Below are 22,095 nucleotides of genomic sequence, written 5' to 3' on the forward strand. Positions count from 1 at the left end.
GGAGTAACTGTTTTAATAATTAGGCATTTAAAACTTTGTCCAAGAATTCTTTCAAACGTGGGTGTTGTGGGTTATCGAAGATTTGATCTGGTGTACCATCTTCAAGGAACTCACCGTCTGCAGTAAAGATGACACGGTTAGCAACCTGACGGGCAAATCCCATTTCGTGAGTAACGATAATCATGGTCATACCTTGCTCTGCCAATTCTTTCATAACGTTAAGAACGTCCCCGACCATCTCAGGGTCAAGGGCAGAGGTAGGTTCGTCAAAGAGCATGATGTCAGGATTCATTGCCAAACCACGCGCAATTGCCACACGTTGTTTTTGTCCACCAGATAGGCTATCTGGTGTAGCATCAGCTTTGTCAGAAAGTCCGACACGGTCTAGAAGATCCATAGCTAATTTATCAGCTTCTTCTTTAGTCATGCGTCCCAGTTCAACTGGTGCGAATGTCACATTTTCAAGGACAGTCATGTGTGGGAAGAGGTTGAAATGCTGGAAAACCATCCCGATATTTTCACGGGCTTTGTCAATGTTTGTCTTAGGGTTTGATAATTCATAGCCATCAACGACTACTTTACCAGAAGTTATTGGTTCAAGTAGGTTAAGAGTACGAAGGAAGGTTGATTTACCTGAACCTGAAGGACCGATGATACATACAACGTCCCCCTCGTAGAATTTGGCGTCAATGCCTTTAAGGACTTCATTGTCGCCGTATGATTTGTGCAAGTCCTGCACATCGATTTTCAATTCAGCCATTATTTAAGTCTCTTTTCTAGTCGTTTAGCCAATTTCGTCAAGCATGTGATGATGACCAAGTAAATGATGGCCAAAATCGCATACATACGGAATGATTGGTAGTTACGAGCAATGATGATTTTACCAGTTTGGAAGAGTTCGACCAAACCGATAGCTGATACGATAGTCGTATCTTTCAATGAGATAACAAATTGGTTGATGAAGTTTGGCAACATCAAACGAACAGCCTGTGGCAAGATGACCTTACGCATTGTTGTATTGTATGGGACACCCAAGCTTCGGCTGGCTTCCATCTGACCAATAGGGACAGCTTCGATACCACCACGCACAATTTCAGCAATGTAAGCACCACCATTAAGTGAAAGGGCTATAGTCGCAGCCACGAAGTTATTGATTGGTGACTGGTGACCGGTGATATTTTCAATCAAGTTCGGAATACCCCAATAGATGAAGGCTGCAACGATCATCAATGGAATACCACGGACAACGTCAACAAAGATTTGTGAAATCACACGAAGGGTCTTGTTTGGTGCAACTGCCATCATACCGAAGATAATACCGATAATCATGGCAATAGCAAATGAAAGAAGGGTCAATCCAAGGGTAATTCCAAGACCTTGGAGAAGTTGTTTATAGTTGTTTTTAATTAAGCCTACGATTGTAGTTTCATCGGGAACATTGGTTGAGCTCTTTTCTTTAGATTTGTTATTGTCAAGGTATTTGTTGATAATCTTATCGTAAGTACCGTCTTTAACAATAGCAGCTAAACCATTGTTGAACATTTCAATCAACTCAGGGTTAGCCCCTTTTTTAACAGCAAAGCCAACTTTACCAGTAGAGATTCCCTTAATAGGTGTTTCAAAGTTACGTCCTTGTTGGATAGCGTATAGAAGTACGGCTTCATCATCCATAAGGGAATCGATTGAACCAGAGTTCAAGCTATCATACATAGTAGAAGCTTCATCGTATGCACGAAGCGTGAAGCCATATTTGTCGGCATTCTCTTCTAACCAAGAGTAAGAAGATGTTCCGTTTTTGGCACCAACAGTCTTACCTTTGAGATCTTCATATTTCTTAATGTTAGAGCCTTTTTTCACAGCTAAACGAATGTTTGAAGTGTAGTAAGGATCTGAGAAATCAAAGATTTGTTTACGGGCATCAGTGATGGTCATACCAGCCAATACCGCATCGGCTTGGCTAGATTGAACGGCATTAAGTGATGCATCGAAACCAGGGTTAGTTAATTTAACATTGAAACCTTGGTTTTTAGCAATGGCATTGATGATGTCAACGTCGATACCAACATACTTACCAGAACCATTTTGATATTCAAATGGTGCAAACGATGAGTCCATTGAGATGGTGTAAGTTTCCTTAGTAGGAGTAGCTTTTGCATTAGCATCACCAGTCAAGTTAAGAGCTTCCGACGGTTTTGACGATGAAGATTTTGAAGAAGCTTTTGCTGAGTCACCCAACCATTTGGTCATGATTTCATCGTAGGTACCGTCTTCCTTCATTTCCTTAAGGGCTTCATTGAAATCCTTGATAAGACTTTCGTGCTTTCCACCTTTTTTTACAGCGAAAGCGAAGCTACCGATAGATTCAGGCTTTATGTTGATAGCATAGTCTTTACCTTGACCAATAGCATATTGAACAACTGGTGTGTCGTCCATGGCTGCATAAACTGAACCAGAGTCCAAACTGTTGTTCATCAAGTCACTAGTGTCAAAAGTTTTAACAGTGAAACCATACTTGCTAGCGTTTTTATCAAGCCAGGTTTGAGCGGCGGTACCATTTTTAACACCAACTGTTTTACCTTTCAATTGTTTGTAGTCGCTGACTTTGTCGTTACTACGAGTGTAAATAACAATTGATGTGTCGTAATAAGTGTCTGAAAAAGTGAAGACCTTCTTACGTGCATCGGTTACAGTTGTACCTGCCATGAGGGCGTCTGCTTGTCCTGACTGAACTGCGTTAACGGCTGCATCAAAACCAGGATAAGTTTGGTTAACATCCCAATTCTTACGTTTGGCAACTTCGTTGATAATATCAACATCGATACCCTTGTAGGTCTGATCAGAGTCTTTGAATTCAAATGGGGCATAGGCTGTATCTGAAACTACTGAAATCGTTCTAGCAGATGCCTTAGCTCCGAAAACAAAGAGAGCTGACATGACACTCAAAAAGAGTGTCAGAAGTTTTTTCTTCATTATAAAAAGTTCTCCTTTATAAAATACCTTTCTATTCTATCAAAAAAAGCCCTTGTTATCAAACTCTGAGAAGCATCATGTTATAAAATATAACAATAATTGTTAATTGTGAGAGTTGTTTTAGAAGAAGTTGACAAGTTTGTGTCAATTCGTTACACTGTACCCTAATACAGGGAAGATTAGTTACAGGAGCTGAAAATGAAGAAAAGTATGCTTGAGAAATACACCAGCCGATATGATAAAGTCCCTAGTTGGCTGATGATTATGCTTTCCTGTTTTATTGCCTCTGGATATGTCCTTATAGGTGGATTTCTAGCAGGGATTGTTGTGGGAGTTCCCATGACTGTTATTTTTTCATTCTTGATATTTAATGGCAACATTCAGTTTCGGAATATAAATACGATTTTCACTAAACTGTTTTCAAGCTTGTATTTTCAGCTGGGAACCTTTGTCTTTACTGCCTTAGTTATCTTTATCTGAGTTAAAGTTGTTGAAAAACGTCCCATTCGTACACTCGGATTTTTTAAGGGGAATATTTGCTTGAACTTACTTAAGGGGTGGGGCTTTGGGACTCTACTCTTGTTAGCGAGTTTCCTTGGGACTTCTTTACTTGGTGGTTTAGAGTTTGTAAAAGTGGACTTTTCTCAAAGAATCTTTATATATCTCTTATCTTTGATTCCTTTCTGGTTTATCCAGGGCGGGACTGAGGAATTGGTGACACGTGGTTGGCTACTTCAGACGGTGACTAGTAAATTGAACCTTTCCTGGGGAATTGCTATTTCAAGTTCTCTCTTTTCAATACTACACCTAGGAAATCAAGGTGTCACTGCCTTGTCTCTTATCAGTATTATTCTAGTAGGAGTCCTCATGGCTCTTTACATGCTCAAGACAGATAATATCTGGGGAGTGGCATCCCTTCATGGTGCTTGGAACTTTACGCAAGGAAATCTAGTTGGCGTGGCAGTCAGTGGACAGAATGCAGGTGATAGCCTATTGCGCTTCCCTACCAAGTCAGGTGTACCGGATTGGTTATCAGGTGGAGCCCTTTGGTCTAGAAGGTAATATTATCACCTGTATCGTTCTCCTGATTGGTATTGTTATTCTTCGACTACAATTGAAAAAAGAAAATTCTTAAGGCTGAGTTCTAAAGACTCGGTCTTTTTACTTCTATGTTAAAATAGAAGAAAGGTTTGAAAAAGGGGACGAGATGATAGTAAAGCTTGATGGGCTCATATTGAAATTGAAAATAGTGGTTAGCCTTATATTTTCCGTCTTGTCTCTATGGATCCTTTTTCCTGAGCTTATTAGAGGTTCCCTTCGTGAAGATCTAGTCAAGCAGTTCCTTGGTCTCATTGTTTTATTTTGGCTCTTATTATCCATTGTTCTTCTCATAGATGGTATTGTAAATCTCAAAGGTCATGGAAAACTGTTGGAACTTGATGACAATTCTTTGACCTACTACGGCCAAGTATTTGGACGCAAAACCTTTGAAATTCCCTTATCAGAGATTGAGTTTGTCAAGAAGGCTTGGTCAACGCAGATGGAGGATATTGAACGCTCTTCGATGGTGAGATATTCTTTGAAATGCATCGAGCATGTCTTTGACTTGATGCTGAAGTTGATGATAAAAAGAGATATCAGGTCTTGCTTATCTTCTTCAAAAATGGTGAGATAGCCATTACCTATGACAAAAACTTGGTCATCAATCACGGAAGAAACGTACCTATGTCGCAAAGATGCGAATGATTGAGATTCCACTTACAAGTGGGGAGATTTTCTCCGATCAAGAGATAAATGATTGCATAAATGAAAGGAAAAACCATGATAGATAGAAAAGAAGACAACCAATTTCATTTGGTTTCTAAATACGAACCCTCAGGAGATCAGCCCCAGGCTATCGAAACCTTGGTTGATAATATCAAAGGTGGGGAGAAGGCTCAAATTTTAAAGGGTGCGACAGGGACAGGTAAGACCTATACCATGAGTCAAGTCATCCAACGTGTTAATAAGCCAACTCTGGTTATCGCCCACAATAAGACCTTGGCAGGCCAGCTCTATGGTGAGTTCAAGGAGTTTTTCCCAGACAATGCTGTAGAGTATTTTGTTTCCTATTATGATTATTACCAGCCAGAGGCTTATGTGCCTTCATCAGATACCTATATTGAAAAAGATAGCTCTATTAATGATGAAATTGATAAACTCCGTCACTCAGCGACATCAGCCCTATTGGAACGCAATGATGTAATTGTTGTGGCTTCCGTGTCTTGTATTTACGGTTTGGGTTCGCCAAAAGAATATGCGGATTCAGCTGTTAGCCTGCGTCCTGGTCAAGAAATTTCTCGGGACAAGTTGCTCAATGACTTGGTTGATATCCAGTTTGAGCGTAACGATATTGATTTTCAACGCGGAAAATTCCGTGTACGTGGCGATGTGGTTGAAATTTTCCCTGCCAGCCGTGATGAAAATGCTTTTCGAGTGGAATTTTTCGGTGATGAGATTGACCGTATCTGTGAAATTGAAAGTTTGACAGGACGTAATCTCGGTGAAGTTGAGCACCTTGTTCTTTTTCCGGCTACTCACTTTATGACCAATGAAGAGCATATGGAAGAAGCTATCAAGAATATTATGGAAGAGATGGAGGTTCAGGTTAATCAATTTGAAGCCGAGGGTAAACTCATCGAGGCTCAACGTATTCGTCAACGGACAGAATACGATGTCGAAATGCTTCGTGAGATGGGTTACACCAATGGTATCGAAAACTACTCACGTCACATGGATGGTCGTAAAGAAGGTGAGCCACCGTTTACTCTACTTGATTTCTTCCCAGAAGATTTCCTCATCATGATTGATGAAAGTCACATGACCATGGGACAGATTAAAGGAATGTATAACGGAGACCAAGCCCGTAAGAAGATGCTTGTCGATTACGGCTTCCGTTTACCATCGGCTCTTGATAACCGTCCCCTTCGTCGTGAAGAATTCGAAAGTCATGTGCATCAGATTGTCTATGTGTCAGCGACACCAGGCGACTATGAGATGGAGCAGACTGAGACTGTCGTTGAGCAAATCATCCGTCCGACAGGACTTCTTGATCCAGAAGTCGAAGTTCGTCCAACTATGGGTCAAATGGATGACCTCCTTGGTGAAATCAATGCCCGTACTGAAAAAGGAGAGCGTGTCTTTGTAACAACTTTGACTAAGAAGATGGCTGAAGACTTGACCGATTACCTCAAGGAAATGGGAGTCAAGGTCAAATACATGCACTCTGATATTAAGACTTTGGAGCGTACTGAGATTATCCGTGACTTGCGTTTGGGTGTCTTTGATGTTCTTATTGGGATTAACCTTCTTCGTGAGGGTATTGACGTTCCTGAAGTTAGTCTGGTTGCTATTTTGGATGCTGATAAGGAAGGTTTCCTTCGTAATGAACGTGGACTTATCCAAACGATTGGACGTGCTGCCCGAAATAGTGATGGGCACGTTATCATGTATGCGGATAAGATTACGGAGTCTATGCAGAAAGCTATGGATGAAACTGCTCGTCGTCGTGAAATCCAAATGGCCTATAATAAGGAGCACGGTATCACTCCGCAAACGATTAAGAAGGAAATTCGTGACCTTATTTCGATTACCAAGACCAATGAAGCAGAAGTGGCAGAGGATACTGTGAACTACAGTGCCATGAACAAGAAAGAACGCCAAGAAGCCATCAAGAAACTTCAAAAGCAAATGCACGAAGCGGCAGAGCTGCTTGATTTTGAATTGGCAGCCCAAATTCGTGATATGGTTCTAGAGCTGAAGAGTATGGATTAAGGCTAGGTTCATTACTTAGGAAATATAAGTAAGAAAGGAAATATATGTCACGTTCACAAGCAACTATTTTGACCAACATGTGTCTCATTGAAGATGGCCGTGGAAATATTGTCATGCAAATCCGCGATCCAAAACGTTATTCTTGGTCGGGAGCAGCCCTACCCGGTGGCCATATCGAAGCACATGAAGGTCTAGTAGAATCAGTTATCCGTGAGGTAAAGGAAGAAACTGGTTTGACCATCAAAAGTCCTAAATTGGTCGGTATGAAGCACTGGTACACGACAGATGACGAACGGTACTTGGTTTTCCTCTATAGAACCTCGGATTTTGAAGGGGATCTTCGTTCAACGGAAGAGGGAGAAGTCCGGTGGGTTGCTCGAGAGGAGGTAGTTCATATGGATTTAGCCTATGACATGCTTAATCTCCTTCGTGTGTTTGAAGAAGATAATCTTTCAGAACTCTTCTATCGTGAGCGCCTTGAAAATGACTTCTTAAGAGAATTTTGGTGAAAAATGAACTATTTATTCAAATGAATGAATAGTTTTTTTTAGTCTTTGAAATTAGATAGAAAACTTTAAAACAAGCGATTTTCGGCATTTATAACGATTCTGAAATTAATAAAAATAAAAACAAATCAATAAAAGTCTATTTTTGCGTTGACAAATGTATATTAATACATTATTATACTTACATAGTTAATAAATATAGAAAAGAGATTGATTATGAAACCGTGGAAAAAACTTTTATTGGGCCTTGCAGGTATCTTTGCTTTGACATCTTTAGCGGCTTGTTCTTCATCGACTAACACATTAGATAAAGTAAAAAATAAGGGGACTTTGACTGTCGCTCTTAATCCCCACTTTGCCCCTTTTGAATTTAAAACAATCCAAGATGGTAAGGATACTATTGCTGGGGCAGACATCGAAATTGCCAAGGCTATTGGTGATGAACTAGGTGTGAAAGTCAAATTCTCTGAAATGTCTTTTGACAATGTCCTAGCCAGTGTTCAATCTGGTAAAGCTGATATTGCGATTTCTGGTATATCAGCTACTAAAGAACGTCAGAAAATTTTCGACTTTTCAGATACTTACTATGATTCTGAAACGGTTCTTCTTGTCAAAAAAGATGCCACAGAAAAAACCTACAAACAAATCAGCGACTTTTCTAAGAAATCTATAGCTGTTCAAAAAGGCTCAATTCAAGAAAATATTGCCAAAGCTAACTTGTCGGATGCCAATGTGGTTTCCTTGGCGCAACCTGGTGAAGCTATCAATGAGTTGAAATCAGGTCAAGTCGAAGGAGTGGTGCTAGAAAAGGCTATCGCGAAAGGTTATGTGGACCAAAATAGTGATTTAACTATGTCAGATATTGCTCTAAAATCAGATTCAAACGATGCTTACGCTGTAGCGATGCCTAAGGGCAGTGATGATCTTAAAGCCAAGGTTAATAAGATTATCGCTAAACTCAAAAAAGAAGGTAAAATTGACAGCTATGTTCAAGATGCCTACGCTCTTTCACTTAAGAGTTCTAGCAAATCAGGAGTCACAATATGAAGAAATTTTGGTTTATGCTTACAGCCCTAGTTGCCACGTGTTTTCTTGTTGCATGTAGGGGGAGTCAAGGAGTGAGCACAAAAACGATTAAGGAAAATAAGAAAATTGTCGTAGCGACAGAGTCTGAATTTGCACCATTTGAATTCAAATCGTTGGTCAATGGCAAGGATACCTTAGTTGGAGCAGACATCGAGTTGGCTAAAGCTATCGGGAAAAAACTTGGTGTGAAAGTTGAATTTTCTGTTATGTCTTTTGACAATGTCCTTGCTAGTGTGCAAAGTGGTAAAGCAGACATTGCCATTGCAGGGATCTCGGTAACAGACGAGCGTAAAAAAGTCTATGATTTTTCTGATAGCTACTATACCTCTGAAAATGTAGTGATTGTCAAAAAAGACAAGGTAAATGATTTTACAAGTGCTGATAGTCTCGCTAAACAAACTGTCGGTACGCAAAAAGGGTCTGTTCAAGAAACAATTGCTAAGAAACAACTCTCTAAGGCAAGTGTGGTTTCACTCGCTTCAAATGGCGAGATGATTAACGAACTCAAGTCAGGACAGATTCAAGCGGTTGTCCTTGAAAAAGCTATTGCAGAAGGTTATATCGCACAAAATGATGATTTAACCCTTGCCAGCTTTAACCTTAAGTCAGATGGTTCAGATGCTTATGCAGTCGCGATACGTAAGGGTTCGGACGATTTACTTAAAGAAATCAATGCTGTCATCAAAGAGACCAAGGAGTCTGGAAAATTTGACCAATGGTTAAAAGAAGCATCAAGTTACAAACAAAGTAAGTAAACTCAAAAGATTTTCTATTTTGCATTGAATAAAAGTTCTTTTAGAAACTTTTATTAGGTAATGTCGGACGTTAGCGAACTTCTTTGAAGTTTCATGACTAAGTTCTCGAAATTTTCGAGCATCTGAAACAAGCCCGCTTCAGGTGTTTTCATCACGGCGAAAAGTCTCGATTAGAGCTCGCTTTGGCAGCTAAAGGGAATTCTCAAAACATTCTTAAATCTAAAATGAGGAATACCCCATTTTTTATTGAATTCTCTGCTAAAAACAGTTATTATCAAAGTAGGTAAGTCTTCCAAAAATGACAAATAAAATTGTAGACAGAGCTCGATAAAAGCAAGGAGAAACGATGAAGCTACCACGTTTTGGTGTTGAAGAATGGCTTAATGTCCATGAAAAATCTGCCATTTATGATATCGCAGGAGTTTCAATTAAGGCCCTTACAATGAGAGAATTATTTGACCTATCAGGCCTTGATAAGGATGCCTTTTTTTCTCAATTACTAAAGAAAAAAATGGATTACGGCTGGATTGAAGGTTCACCAGAGTTCAAAACTCAGGTAGCTAGCTTATACAAGAACATGCCAGTTGATAATATCCTCCAAACCAACGGAGCTACAGGAGCTACTATGTTAGCGCTTTATGCTCTCATTGAGCCTGAGGACCATATCATCTCCATGTATCCAACCTATCAACAGCTCTATGACATTCCCAAGTCACTAGGAGCGGAAGTGGATCTCTGGGAAGTTGAGGAGGACAAGGGCTGGTTGCCTGATTTGGACCAACTACGTCGTCTGATTCGTCCCAATACCAAGATGATTTGCATTAACAATGCTAACAATCCGACCGGTGCCCTTATGGATGCTGCTTATCTTGGGGATCTAGTGGCTATCGCTAAAGAAGTGGGAGCCTATATCTTTTCAGATGAGGTCTATCGTAGTTTTGACCAGCCTGCACCTTCTATCGTCGATTTATATGAAAAGGGAATTGCGGTTAACAGTCTTTCAAAGACCTATTCGATTCCTGGTATTCGAGTCGGCTGGGTGGCTTCTAATACTAAGGTGGCAAACATACTACGTGACTACCGCGATTACACAATGATTTGCGCCGGTGTCTTTGACGATATGGTGGCTACCCTTGTTTTGGAAAATAAAGAAGCCATCTTGGAACGTAATCGTCAGATTATAGAGGAAAATCTAGCTCTTATGGATGAGTGGATTGCCAAAGAGCCTAAGGCTAGCTGGATTCGTCCTGCTAGTGTGTCAACCTCCTTCGTCAAATTAGATGTTGATCGTCCCATTGAAGTGTTTGCCTTAGAGCTTCTACAGGAGTACGGTGTACTTGTGGTTCCAGGTAACCGTTTTGACAAGGAGTCACATGTCCGTATTGGTTATTGTTGCGATAAGGAAGTTCTTCAAAAGGGCTTGGAAAAACTGTCGCAATTTCTTAATAAATGTTGACAATGCTACTAATTTTAAATAAAATAAACAAGCAAAAAATATATTTATACAGGAGTTTCTTATGAAAAAACTTTTCCTCGGGGCGATGGCTTTCCTTGTTGCTGTAACTTTGGTAGCTTGTGGGTCAAAAAAAGACGCTGACGAATCTATTAAAGAAAATAAAAAACTTGTCGTGGCTGTCAGCCCAGACTATCCACCATTTGAGTTCAAAACTTTGGTAGATGGTAAAGACCAAGTAGTTGGTTCAGATATCAAGTTGGCACAAGCTATTGCGAATGAACTCGGTGTTAAGCTTGAAGTTACAACAATGAGCTTTGATAACGTGCTCTCAAGCCTTCAATCAGGTAAGGCTGATCTTGCTATTTCAGGTATCTCAGTAACAGACGAACGTAAGAAAACCTTTGATTTCTCAGATCCTTACTACGAAACACAAAATGCTATCATCGTTCGTAAAGGTCAAGAGTCTACTTACTCAAGTCTTGATGCTCTCAAAGGTAAGAAAGTAGCAGTTCAAAAAGGTACCATTGAAGAAGGTCTTGCTAAGAAACAATTGAAAGATTCAACAGTCATATCACTTACAGCAATGGGTGAGGCGATTAACGAGGTGAAATCTGGTCAAGTTGATGCTGTTGACCTTGAAAAACCAGTAGCAGAAGGTTACGTGGCACAAAATTCAGATTTGGCCTTGGCAAGTGTTGCCCTCAAAGTTGATGATGGCGATGCAAAAGCAGTCGCTATGGCTAAAGGCAACGACAAATTGAAAGAAGCAGTCAATAAAGTCATCAAAAAATTGAAAGCAGATGGTACTTACGACGAGTATATCAAGGATGCTTCTAAATATACAGCAGCTGAATAAATCAGTAGCTAGGGGAGATGAATCCTCTAGTTTTTTGTATAGGAAAAACCTTTGATAGTTTTAGTAGACTTAGAAGTCAACTGTAATAGCAAAAAGTTCCTAAACTTAAATATATTTCTTGACAGAAAAAGGCGAGTCTTGTATACTTGGATAGAACGTGTAAAATGTTACTTTATCTTGAGGAGGTGAATTCAATGTCAAAAGTAGTAGTACGTAAAAACGAATCACTTGACGACGCTCTTCGTCGTTTCAAACGTTCTGTGACTAAAGCTGGTACTCTTCAAGAGGCTCGTAAACGTGAACATTACGAAAAACCTTCTGTAAAACGTAAACGTAAATCAGAGGCAGCTCGCAAACGTAAAAAAATCTAATTAAGAATGAAATTAACAGAAAAAAAGCTTGAGTATTTTTGACCTGCACCCCAAAAGTTAGACAGAAAAAAATCTAACGATTGGGGTGTTTTTGTATGAAATTAAGTTATGAAGATAAACTAGAAATATATCAGTTAAGACAGGCTGGTTTTTCTTGGCCTTATATTAGTCGAAAGTACGGTGTATGTCTATCCAATCTTAAGTACATGGTACGGCTTATGGAGAGACATGGTATTGAGGTTGTTAAAAAAGGGAAAAATAAGTATTATCCCTCTAAATTAAAGCAGGAAATCATTAATAAAGTTCTTATTGACGGTCAATCTCAGCTCACCGTATCACTGGATTATGCTCTTCCCCAACAATCCCTACTCACCAATTGGATAGCACAATACAAGAAAAACGGGTATACTATTGTTGAGAAACAACGAGGGAGACCGAGTAAGATGGGACGTAAACCAAAGAAAACTTGTAAAGAAATGACTGAGCTAGAACATATTCTGGAAGAGAATGAGCGTCTGCGTACCGAGGTAGCTTATCTAAAAAAGTTGAGGGAATTGCGCTTGAGGGACGAAGCCTTACAGCGCAAAAGGCGGAAACAGTTAGAGAACTGGTCTCAGGAGGATTTCGATTAGACCTCTTACTAAAAACCGCTAAGCTAGCTCGTTCTACTTATTATTATCAGTTGAAACGGTTTAATAGAGCTAAGAAAGATAAGAAGGTCAAAGAGATGATTCAAACCATTTACGTTGACCATAAAGGCAATTATGGATACCGTCGTATTCATTTAGAACTAAGAAACCGAGGATTTGTTATCAATCATAAGAAGGTTCAACGGTTAATGAAACTCATGGGACTCGCTGCTCGTACTCGTTGTAAGCGTAAATACTCGTCTTACAAGGGAGAGATTGGGAAGAAAGCTGATAATCTAATTCAACGTCAGTTTGAAGGGGCTAAGCCTTATGAGAAGTGTTATACGGATGTCACTGAATTCGCTTTACCAAATATTAGAGAGAAACTCTATTTATCCCCTGTTCTTGATGGATACAATAGTGAGATTATTGAATTCACCTTGTCACGCTCACCTGATTTAAAACAGGTTCAAACCATGCTTAAAAGAGCATTTCCGGCTACCTCTTACCAAGGAACTATTCTTCACAGCGACCAAGGGTGGCAATATCAACACCAGTCTTATCATGATTTCTTGGCATCCAAAGGGATTCGTCCATCTATGTCACGCAAGGGAAATAGTCCAGATAATGGCATGATGGAGTCCTTCTTTGGCATCTTAAAGTCTGAGATGTTTTACGGTTATGAAAAGACTTTTAAGTCGCTTGATAAGCTAGAACAAGCCATTACGGATTATATTTTTTATTACAACAATAAACGTATCAAGACAAAATTAAAAGGACTCAGTCCTGTGCAATACAGAATTAAATCCTTTCAATAATTTATTGTCCAACTTTTTGGGGTCAGTACATTTCAAGCTTTTTTCTTTTTATCGAATAAATAAGTCAGTTAGTAGTCATGAGAAACAAAAAATAGGACGTCTGAGATTTCAGACGTCCTAAGTTTCATGTGTCTTTAGTTGAACAAATAAAGATTATTTGTTTGCAAGAAGGTCGCGGATTTCAGCAAGCAATTCTTCTTGTGATGGACCAGCTTCTTCAGCAGCTTCTTCAGCTTGATTTTGACCATGAGCTGTTCCTTTACCAGCAGCTTTAACAACGAAGAAGAGAGTAGTACCAACGATGATGAAGTTGATAACTGCGCTCAAGAAGCTACCGTATGTGATACCGTTCCATGACAATTTAGAGAGGTTTTCAACGTTAGCAGCCTTAACAACTGGGTTAAGGATAAGTGGTGTGATGATATCACTTACAAGTGAAGTGACAATAGCGTTGAAAGCAGCCCCCATAACAACAGCTACAGCAAGATCAAGGACGTTACCCTTGAACAAAAAGTCTTTAAACCCTTTAATCATTTTGACAATTAAGCCCTTCTATTATTTACTTTTAATATTTTATCTGAATTTGTAAATCTTGACAAGAGATTTGCTCATGAAAAAATCTATTTTATTTTACTTTCATTTTTCATCGTGTTATAATTAGGGGTATTGCAATTATGGTAAGATAGGGGGCGATTAGATAGTGATTGATAAAGCTTTAATAGAAGATATTAAGATCAGTACCAACATCGTCGACGTGATTGGTGAAGTTGTCAGTCTTAATCGTGCTGGCCGCAATTACCTTGGTCTCTGCCCCTTCCATAAGGAGAAAACCCCCTCATTTAATGTTATTGAGGACAGACAGTTTTACCATTGTTTTGGTTGTGGCAAGTCTGGCGACGTCTTCAAATTTTTAGAAGAATATCGTCAGATTTCTTTCCAAGAAAGTGTCAAGGTTCTGGCAGACCGCTTAGGTATTGCAGTTACAATAGATGCACCAAGACAGGCTCAGCAGCAGAACTCTCCTAATCAAGCCCTCTATGATCTTCATGAGGATGCGCTGAAGTTTTATCACGCAGTCTTGACGACGACTAAGATAGGAGAAGCGGCGCGTGCCTACCTCTATGAGCGTGGCATGACTGACGATTTACTTAAGACCTTTCAGATTGGTCTAGCCCCTGACGAACCAGATTATCTCTATCAGTCTGTATCAAAAAAATATGACGAAGAGGTACTGACAGAATCAGGTCTTTTTAATCTTTCTGAAAATAATCGTATTTTCGATACTTTTAAAAATCGAATCATGTTTCCACTCAAAAATGAGTTTGGAAAGACAATCGGTTTTTCAGGACGTGTTTGGACTAAGGAAGATATTGAAAAAGGACAGGCCAAGTACAAGAATACTAGGGCTACCCGTATTTTCAATAAGTCCTATGAACTCTACCACTTGGATCAGGCTAAACCAGTGATACAGAAGACACATGAGGTTTATCTGATGGAGGGGTTCATGGATGTCATTGCCGCCTATAGAGCTGGGCATGTTAATGCAGTGGCTTCTATGGGAACGGCTCTGACTCCTGAGCATGTCAATCGTCTTCGTAAACTGACTAAAAAAATAGTTCTAACCTATGATGGTGATAAACCTGGGCAAAATGCGATTGCCAAGTCTTTGGAACTGTTATCGGATTTTCAAGTTGATATAGTTAAAATTCCAGACAGTATGGACCCTGATGAATATCTACAGAAAACATCCGAAAAGGCCTTGGGTAAACTCTTGGTTGAGTCCCGCATTTCAGATGTGGAATTTTGGATTGGACAGCTCAAGCCTGCTAATGTAGACAACCTTCAAGCGGAGATTGCCTATGTCGAGCAGATTGCAAAGATTATTGCTAAGTCGCCTTCTGTAACGGCACAAAATTCCTACATTTCTAAGGTGGCTGACCTTTTGCCAGACTTTGATTTTTTCCAAGTTGAGCAAGCGGTCAATAACGCACGGTTGACCATGAGAAATCAGCAGACGGCTCAATTATCAGCTGCTAGTAATAGTGCTTACGAGTCTTCAGCATCAGGACTTAGAGGGACGGTCAAACTACCTTCTACACCTAAGATTACAGGTCTTCGTCGCGCGGAAAATCAACTCTTCCATCGCATGCTTAATCATCCTATGATTTTAAATGATTATCGTATGCGGGATGACTTTTTCTTCCAAACACCTGAGTTAGAAGAACTCTTTCAGATTTTGAAGCGAGATGGTCAAATTGATACGGTAGCCTTGTCTGTGCTTTCTCAAGAAGTACAAACAGCCTATTATCAGGTTTTAGAGGAAATTTTGCCACCTGAAACCAATTTAGAGGAAGTCCAGGCTATTGAAGAGCGTAGAAATCATTTTCTGAGGGAACAGGACTTCCGTAAGCAAAGTAAACAAATAAGAGAATCAAGTAACCACGGTGATGTTGATGCAGCGGTGGAAGCCCTGCAAATGCTCATCGCCCAAAAACGAGATATGGAGTAACACATGGTAACGAAAAAACAAAATACAGCATTTAACGTTCAAGTCGCTGATTTCATTCGTAATCACAAAAAAGCTGGTACAGCAATTGATGATGAAATCACAGAAAAACTAGTTATCCCATTTGTTTTAGATGCTGATGGGATTGATGACCTTTTGGAACGTTTGACAGATGGTGGTATCTCTATCACTGATAAAGATGGAAATCCTTCATCTAAATATGTTGTTGAGGCACCAAAACCAGAAGAGCTTACAGACGAGGAGCTTCTTGGTTCAAACTCAGCTAAAGTCAATGACCCTGTTCGTATGTATCTCAAAGAGATTGGGGTAGTGCCTCTCTTGAGTAACGAAGAGGAAAAAAAATTGGCTATCGCTGTTGAAAATGGTGATTTGGAAGCTAAACAACGTTTGGCAGAAGCCAACCTTCGTTTGGTAGTCTCAATCGCTAAACGCTATGTCGGACGTGGCATGCAGTTCTTGGACTTGATTCAAGAGGGTAACATGGGGCTTATGAAAGCCGTTGATAAATTTGACTACTCAAAAGGTTTCAAGTTTTCAACTTATGCGACATGGTGGATTCGTCAAGCAATCACTCGTGCCATCGCAGACCAAGCACGTACCATCCGTATCCCAGTTCACATGGTTGAAACTATCAATAAATTGGTACGTGAGCAACGTAACCTCTTGCAAGAGTTGGGACAAGACCCAACACCTGAGCAAATTGCTGAGCGTATGGATATGACACCAGATAAGGTTCGTGAAATCCTTAAGATTGCTCAAGAACCAGTCTCACTTGAAACACCTATCGGTGAAGAGGATGACAGCCATTTGGGTGATTTTATCGAAGATGAAGTTATCGAAAATCCAGTAGATTACACAACTCGTGTCGTTCTTCGTGAACAATTGGATGAGGTGCTTGATACCCTTACAGACCGTGAAGAAAATGTTCTACGTCTCCGTTTCGGTCTTGATGATGGTAAGATGCGTACCTTGGAAGATGTTGGTAAAGTCTTCAACGTTACTCGTGAACGTATTCGTCAGATCGAAGCTAAAGCCCTTCGAAAATTACGCCATCCAAGTCGCAGCAAACAACTTAAAGACTTTATTGAAGACTAAGATAGTAAATGGAAGGGGCCTGATTGTTAGGCCCTGATTTTGGAGGAAAAGCTATGTCTGAAGTGAAATACACTGAAGAAGAAATTGAAAAAATCAAAGACCGTATCTTGGAAGCCTTAGAAATGGTTATTGACCCGGAGTTGGGGATTGATATTGTCAACCTAGGCCTTATTTACGATATTCGTTTCCAGCAAGATGGCTATACTGAAATCGATATGACCTTGACGACTATGGGATGCCCCTTAGCAGATCTTTTGACAGACCAAATCTATGACGCTATGAAAGAAGTACCTGAAGTCACTAAGACTGAGGTTAAGTTGGTCTGGACACCAGCATGGACTATTGAAAAGATGAGTCGTTATGCCCGTATTGCCCTAGGTATCCGTTAGGAGAAGGTTTATGAAAACGCTAGCTATCGTTGTCCCTTGTTACAATGAGGAAGAGACTATCCCTCCTTTTTTAGAGGCTTGTCAGGTAGTTGAACGACAAATGGCCAATCAGTTGACTTTCAACTACTATTTTGTCAATGACGGTTCTAAAGATCGAACTTTGGATGTTTTGAGACAGGTTTCAAAGCAATTTGAAAATGTTCACTACCTCTCTTTCTCTCGTAATTTTGGAAAGGAAGCAGGCTTGCTTGCAGGACTAGAAGCAGCTGAAGGTGACTACGTCACAGTGATGGATGCCGATCTTCAGGATCCACCTGAACTTCTTATCGAGATGTATGCCAAAATCCAAGAAGGTTACGACGTTGTCGGGACTCGACGTGCTGACCGCAAGGGTGAACCGCCGATTCGTTCCTTTTTTGCTAAGGCCTTCTATTGGTTAATTAATAAAGTTTCTGACACAGAAATGGTAGACGGGGCGCGTGATTTCCGTTTGATGACGCGTCAAGTTGTTGATGCCATCCTAGAGCTTAAAGAAGTTAACCGTTTTTCAAAAGGGCTCTTTTCATGGGTTGGCTTTGATGTAGCCTACGTCTCTTATGAAAATCGTGAACGCGTTGCCGGAGAAACCTCGTGGTCTTTCTGGAAATTATTGAGCTATTCACTTGACGGCTTTATCAACTTTTCCGAAGTGCCTTTGAAACTTGCTACTTGGGCAGGAACCTTTTCATTCTTAATTTCTTTGGTTGGAATTGTCTTTGTCGTTATCCGAAAACTAACTATAGGTGGGAGTGTTGCAGGCTGGGCAAGCCTTGTCTCAATCATCCTCTTTATCGGAGGAATCCAACTCTTAGCCTTGGGAATCATCGGGAACTACATCTCAAAGATTTTCCTAGAAACCAAGAAACGACCGGTTTATATTGTTAAGGAAAAAGGGTGAAAGAATGAGTGAAAAAAAGAAAACAATTAACGCCTTTGTGTTAATTGTTCTTTTGTTTGGTTTAATATCATTATTTGCCTCTTATCCTCTTTCAAATGGAGATGAAGGTTTCCATATGGCAAAAAGTTACTCAGTATTTTCTGAGACATCCCCTAAGGAGACCTCGAAAAAAAGATTAAGAGAGATTGAGCTTACTGCCATTAGTCAACCTAAACAAATTTCTATAAGAAAATTTTATAGTGAAAAGATTGATAGTGTTGCTAATGATGGAATTAAATTTAATGTTTTAACTGACCAAAATCTAACATCAAAAATAGATGTTGGGCATCTTGTACCTGCAATTGGTCTACTCCTAGGAAGATTGTTTTACCCAAGCTACGGTGTAATGCTATTATCTGCTAGATTATTTAATTTAATCTTCTTTGTGGGAGGAATGTATCTAATTTTTAGAAGGGCCAAGTTTGACCATCTGATTTTCTTGATGATATTTACTGTCCCTTTTATGCAGAAAATAGCTAGTCCATCATATGATATCTTTGCGTTTCTTGCTGTAGCATCCTTTGGGACAAATTTCTTATATTTGAGTCAGTTAAAAAAAGTATCAGATGTAAGGAGAGAAGATGTTGTTTATACATTAATGACTATAGCATTGATTTTGTTGACAAAACTTAACTATATTTTTGCTTTACCAGTATTATTGGGGATTCCAATAGTATATAAACCTATATTATCAGCACTTAAACGTTGTTCGAGAATAACGAGAGTATTATTAACAATTGTAACTAGTCTATTATTCTTTATTGTTGGTTTATTTGTCCACAGAGTCTATAATATTATCGATTTGATAAAGGTATTTTTCAATAATTACTTTAATGTTGCGACTATGGGGGGAAGAGGTACAACTTTATTTTCTGTAGTTCAGGATAATCTCCCAGAGATAGTGAATATATGTTGGATTGTTTGTTTAGTATTGGTAATGATGTCAACTCAAAAGAGTGAGTACAAATTACCTACCGCTCTAGCCGGTCTAATAGTTTATCTATTAAATTGGTTTGGTATATTTTTAGGCTTTTATAGCTCACATCCTGAACATTTGCCTTTTGATGATCTGACAGGTAGATATTTACATGCATACATTATTTTTCTTATACCATTGATGTCCTGGTTAGGATTTAAAATGAATTTTAGAATATCCCCAAAAGCTAGGTATTATATTGCTATTTTTTCAACAGCTAGTGTTTTAATATTATATTTAATTACTATCGTCTATAGAGGATTTATCTTGGGGACTACACCTACGTGGAAAAACTAAGGATGAAAGCAGATTTTTTCTGCTTTTTTTGTTAAAATAAAACTAATAGTATTGAATTACGAGGAGAAAAATATGATTCTAGTAACAGGTGCAAATGGCCAACTCGGAACTGAACTTCGTCACCTACTTGATGAACGTAACGAAGAGTATGTAGCAGTAGATGTGGCAGAAATGGACATCACAGATGCCGAAAAAGTAGATGAAGTGTTTGCGGAAGTAAAACCAACCTTGGTTTATCACTGTGCTGCTTACACAGCTGTTGATGCTGCTGAAGATGAAGGCAAAGAGCTTGACTACGCTATTAACGTGACTGGTACTGAAAATGTCGCTAAGGCTGCAGAAAAACATGGTGCAACGCTTGTTTATATTTCAACGGACTACGTTTTTAATGGTGAAAAACCAGTCGGTCAAGAGTGGGAAGTTGATGATAAACCAGATCCACAGACAGAGTATGGTCGTACAAAACGTATGGGTGAAGAGCTAGTTGAAAAACATGTGACTAACTACTACATTATCCGTACTTCCTGGGTGTTCGGTAACTATGGTAAAAATTTTGTCTTCACTATGCAAAACCTTGCTAAAACTCACAAGACGCTGACAGTCGTTAATGACCAACATGGCCGTCCAACTTGGACACGTACTTTGGCAGAGTTTATGACTTATTTGGCTGAAAACCGTAAGGAATATGGTTACTATCACTTGTCAAATGATGCAACAGAAGATACAACTTGGTATGACTTTGCGGTTGAAATTCTCAAAGATACTAATGTTGAAGTGAAACCTGTTGATTCAAGTCAATTCCCAGCTAAAGCTAAACGTCCTCTTAACTCAACAATGAGTTTGGCTAAGGCTAAGGCAACAGGATTTGTCATCCCAACATGGCAAGATGCTTTGAAAGAGTTTTATAAACAGGAAGTGAAATAATGACAAGGAAAAGAGTGCTTTTATGTAGCTTGTTACTTAGTCTTTTATATGTCATTCCGATTGCTTTTTTCAATAAGGGATTGAATGGGGCAGATCTTAGCTTCCATCTAAATCGTTTATTGGGTATGGAAGGCATATATGCTTCCCCGATAAATTTTAAAGCTTTTTATGGTATAGGTTTAGGAGTTAATTATTTCTATCCATTTTTAACCTATTATCCATTTTTCGTACTATATAGGTTATCACACAGTGTTTTCCTAGGTTATTACATCTACCAATATTTGTTAACGATAATTACTTTTCTAATTGCTTACTATTCGGTAAGTAATATTATGGTTATCGAAAATAAGGAAAACAAGAAAGATTTTGCAGGTTTATTATTTGCTACCTTATATACTTTTTCCCTATATAGATTAGATAACATTGTAATACGGTTTGCAATGGGTGAGTTTATCGCCTACGCCTTCATTCCACTAGTGTTCTATGGTCTCTTTGTTATTTTAAAAGGAGATTATAAGAAGTGGTATGTTTTGAGTATTGGAATGTCTCTGATAGCCTACTCTCACTTAATTTCATTGCTTCTTACAGGTTTATTAGTTGGTTTAATTTTTATAATAACCTTTGGATTTGTGGATAGTAAGAAAGAGAGACTATTAAGTTTCATAGTGGCGACATTATCTACGATTTCTATTTTTGCATTTCAATTAGTTCTTATGGGAGAACAGTCTTTATCAAATGCGATTGTTAAGCCAGTGGGAATAAGTTTAAATACAACGACACATTCGCTTAAAGATCTATTGTTGAACCCTAATTTTGATAATAACTATACACTTCCAGGATTTCTGATTATTGTTTGTTTATTGGTCTCACTTATAGGAGTGTTTAGACTACAAAAATATGATGTCCTTATTTTTGTTTTGACATTTTTACTTATAATTCTTGAAAGTCCATTAATACATTGGCCTGAAAATAGTGAACATGTAGTGTCCTCAATACAGTTTATTTGGCGCCTAAATAATTTTATTACACTATTCACTGCTTATTTGGCAAGTAAAGTCTTTGTTAGTTTTATATTAAGAAAAGAGTACTTAATTGCAGTTTTGATTGGTGTGATCAGTTTGACGACATTTTTCACTGTGTCACAAGCAAGAAAAACGGTAGAGGGACCACAAACAACTTTTAACAATATGCCTAAAGAAGAACTTCTTCCTTTGGTTACCAATGGAGATTACCATGCTACAGACTATATGTTGAAAACTGATGGTAGTATTCCTGATTATGATGCCTTTCAAAGAAAACTACGACATGAGGTCATAAATCTTCAGAATAATCAGGTGGTTAAAGCAAAGATGTCTGTTTCTTCCTTGAAAACCAATTTTGAAATTATTAGTGATAAAAATATAACTGTTAGTTTACCTGTTTATGCATATAAAGGTGTAGCAGTCGATATAGATGGACATAGAACAGACGCTTCTAAATCACCCGATGCTGGAGTTAAAATAGTGGTACCAGAAGGAAAACATGAGATAGAGGTTTCATACCACTATACAATTTGGGCAAAGATTTTTTTCGCCATTTCATTAGTATCTGGTATCCTTGTAGCATTTTATGGTTATATAGTTCATAAAAAGCAATAATATATTAGGAATTT

Annotated in this window: 19 protein-coding genes and 1 pseudogene; 17 read left to right on the plus strand and 3 right to left on the minus strand. The window is 38.9% G+C overall.

Annotation, left to right across the window (positions count from 1 at the left end; all coding sequences use genetic code 11):
- Positions 1-19: 19 nt before the first annotated feature.
- The gene (locus MHH90_RS02680) at positions 20-760 is read right to left on the minus strand and encodes an amino acid ABC transporter ATP-binding protein (protein WP_014608584.1); all 741 of its coding nucleotides are present in this window, start codon (positions 758-760) and stop codon (positions 20-22) included.
- Positions 760-2,970 carry an ABC transporter substrate-binding protein/permease gene (locus MHH90_RS02685; RefSeq protein ID WP_014621834.1) on the minus strand — a complete coding sequence of 737 codons (2,211 nt, stop codon included), beginning with the start codon at positions 2,968-2,970 and terminating at the stop codon, positions 760-762. Before MHH90_RS02685 ends, MHH90_RS02680 begins: the two co-directional genes overlap by 1 nt.
- A 198-nt stretch (positions 2,971-3,168) precedes the next feature.
- Here MHH90_RS02685 and MHH90_RS02690 point away from each other — a divergent pair.
- The 10 genes and pseudogenes from MHH90_RS02690 (at position 3,169) to MHH90_RS02735 (ending at position 13,260) form a co-directional block, all read left to right on the plus strand.
- Positions 3,169-4,105: pseudogene (locus MHH90_RS02690) on the plus strand (CPBP family intramembrane glutamic endopeptidase).
- 138 nt (positions 4,106-4,243) lie between these two features.
- A complete protein-coding gene (locus MHH90_RS02695; RefSeq protein ID WP_244092517.1) occupies positions 4,244-4,645 on the plus strand; it encodes a hypothetical protein in 402 nt (133 codons plus the stop codon).
- Between the two features lie 146 nt (positions 4,646-4,791).
- Positions 4,792-6,783, plus strand: a complete 1,992-nt coding sequence (gene uvrB / locus MHH90_RS02700) for an excinuclease ABC subunit UvrB (RefSeq protein ID WP_002953358.1) — start codon at positions 4,792-4,794, stop codon at positions 6,781-6,783.
- Positions 6,784-6,827: 44 nt separating this feature from the next.
- Positions 6,828-7,292, plus strand: a complete 465-nt coding sequence (locus tag MHH90_RS02705) for an 8-oxo-dGTP diphosphatase (RefSeq protein WP_011681454.1) — start codon at positions 6,828-6,830, stop codon at positions 7,290-7,292.
- 213 nt (positions 7,293-7,505) lie between these two features.
- Complete coding sequence (locus MHH90_RS02710) at positions 7,506-8,336, plus strand: transporter substrate-binding domain-containing protein (protein ID WP_022097022.1); 831 nt, start codon at positions 7,506-7,508, stop codon at positions 8,334-8,336.
- On the plus strand, positions 8,333-9,130 hold the full coding sequence (locus tag MHH90_RS02715) for a transporter substrate-binding domain-containing protein (RefSeq protein ID WP_014621828.1): 798 nt from the start codon (positions 8,333-8,335) through the stop codon (positions 9,128-9,130). The genes MHH90_RS02710 and MHH90_RS02715 overlap by 4 nt, the downstream gene beginning before the upstream one ends.
- A 346-nt stretch (positions 9,131-9,476) precedes the next feature.
- On the plus strand, positions 9,477-10,586 hold the full coding sequence (locus MHH90_RS02720) for an aminotransferase (RefSeq protein ID WP_260224110.1): 1,110 nt from the start codon (positions 9,477-9,479) through the stop codon (positions 10,584-10,586).
- A gap of 61 nt (positions 10,587-10,647) precedes the next feature.
- Positions 10,648-11,442 carry an ABC transporter substrate-binding protein gene (locus tag MHH90_RS02725; RefSeq protein WP_023909836.1) on the plus strand — a complete coding sequence of 265 codons (795 nt, stop codon included), beginning with the start codon at positions 10,648-10,650 and terminating at the stop codon, positions 11,440-11,442.
- Between the two features lie 194 nt (positions 11,443-11,636).
- Positions 11,637-11,813: a 30S ribosomal protein S21 gene (gene rpsU / locus MHH90_RS02730; RefSeq protein WP_011681449.1), complete on the plus strand. Its 177-nt coding sequence runs from the start codon at positions 11,637-11,639 to the stop codon at positions 11,811-11,813.
- A gap of 95 nt (positions 11,814-11,908) precedes the next feature.
- A protein-coding gene (locus MHH90_RS02735) for an IS3 family transposase (RefSeq protein WP_340725767.1) occupies positions 11,909-13,260 on the plus strand; the annotation gives its coding sequence in 2 pieces (ribosomal slippage) (positions 11,909-12,368 and positions 12,368-13,260; 1,353 coding nt in all).
- A 153-nt stretch (positions 13,261-13,413) separates the two neighbouring features.
- On the opposite strand, the gene mscL is transcribed toward MHH90_RS02735, so the two are convergent.
- Complete coding sequence (gene mscL / locus MHH90_RS02740; RefSeq protein WP_226003716.1) at positions 13,414-13,794, minus strand: large conductance mechanosensitive channel protein MscL; 381 nt, start codon at positions 13,792-13,794, stop codon at positions 13,414-13,416.
- A 163-nt stretch (positions 13,795-13,957) separates the two neighbouring features.
- On the opposite strand from mscL, the gene dnaG reads away from it, so the two are divergent.
- The 7 genes from dnaG to MHH90_RS02775 all read left to right on the plus strand — a co-directional run bounded on the left by dnaG (position 13,958) and on the right by MHH90_RS02775 (position 22,081).
- Positions 13,958-15,769 carry a DNA primase gene (gene dnaG, locus MHH90_RS02745; protein ID WP_100273659.1) on the plus strand — a complete coding sequence of 604 codons (1,812 nt, stop codon included), beginning with the start codon at positions 13,958-13,960 and terminating at the stop codon, positions 15,767-15,769.
- Positions 15,770-15,772: 3 nt separating this feature from the next.
- Positions 15,773-16,882, plus strand: coding sequence for an RNA polymerase sigma factor RpoD (gene rpoD, locus MHH90_RS02750; protein ID WP_011226338.1), 1,110 nt, complete (start codon positions 15,773-15,775; stop codon positions 16,880-16,882).
- Between the two features lie 53 nt (positions 16,883-16,935).
- Positions 16,936-17,271 carry a metal-sulfur cluster assembly factor gene (locus tag MHH90_RS02755; RefSeq protein ID WP_002891474.1) on the plus strand — a complete coding sequence of 112 codons (336 nt, stop codon included), beginning with the start codon at positions 16,936-16,938 and terminating at the stop codon, positions 17,269-17,271.
- 10 nt (positions 17,272-17,281) lie between these two features.
- Entirely contained in the window at positions 17,282-18,208 is a 927-nt protein-coding gene (locus MHH90_RS02760) for a glycosyltransferase family 2 protein (RefSeq protein ID WP_071417308.1), read from the plus strand.
- A 4-nt stretch (positions 18,209-18,212) separates the two neighbouring features.
- On the plus strand, positions 18,213-19,520 hold the full coding sequence (locus MHH90_RS02765) for a DUF2142 domain-containing protein (RefSeq protein ID WP_101415667.1): 1,308 nt from the start codon (positions 18,213-18,215) through the stop codon (positions 19,518-19,520).
- A gap of 72 nt (positions 19,521-19,592) precedes the next feature.
- Positions 19,593-20,444, plus strand: a complete 852-nt coding sequence (gene rfbD / locus MHH90_RS02770) for a dTDP-4-dehydrorhamnose reductase (protein WP_340725768.1) — start codon at positions 19,593-19,595, stop codon at positions 20,442-20,444.
- Positions 20,444-22,081, plus strand: coding sequence for a hypothetical protein (locus MHH90_RS02775; RefSeq protein ID WP_101415666.1), 1,638 nt, complete (start codon positions 20,444-20,446; stop codon positions 22,079-22,081). The genes rfbD and MHH90_RS02775 overlap by 1 nt, the downstream gene beginning before the upstream one ends.
- Positions 22,082-22,095: the final 14 nt, after the last annotated feature.

The organism is Streptococcus sp. FSL E2-3488 (genome assembly GCF_038003585.1).
Lineage (GTDB): Bacteria > Bacillota > Bacilli > Lactobacillales > Streptococcaceae > Streptococcus > Streptococcus thermophilus.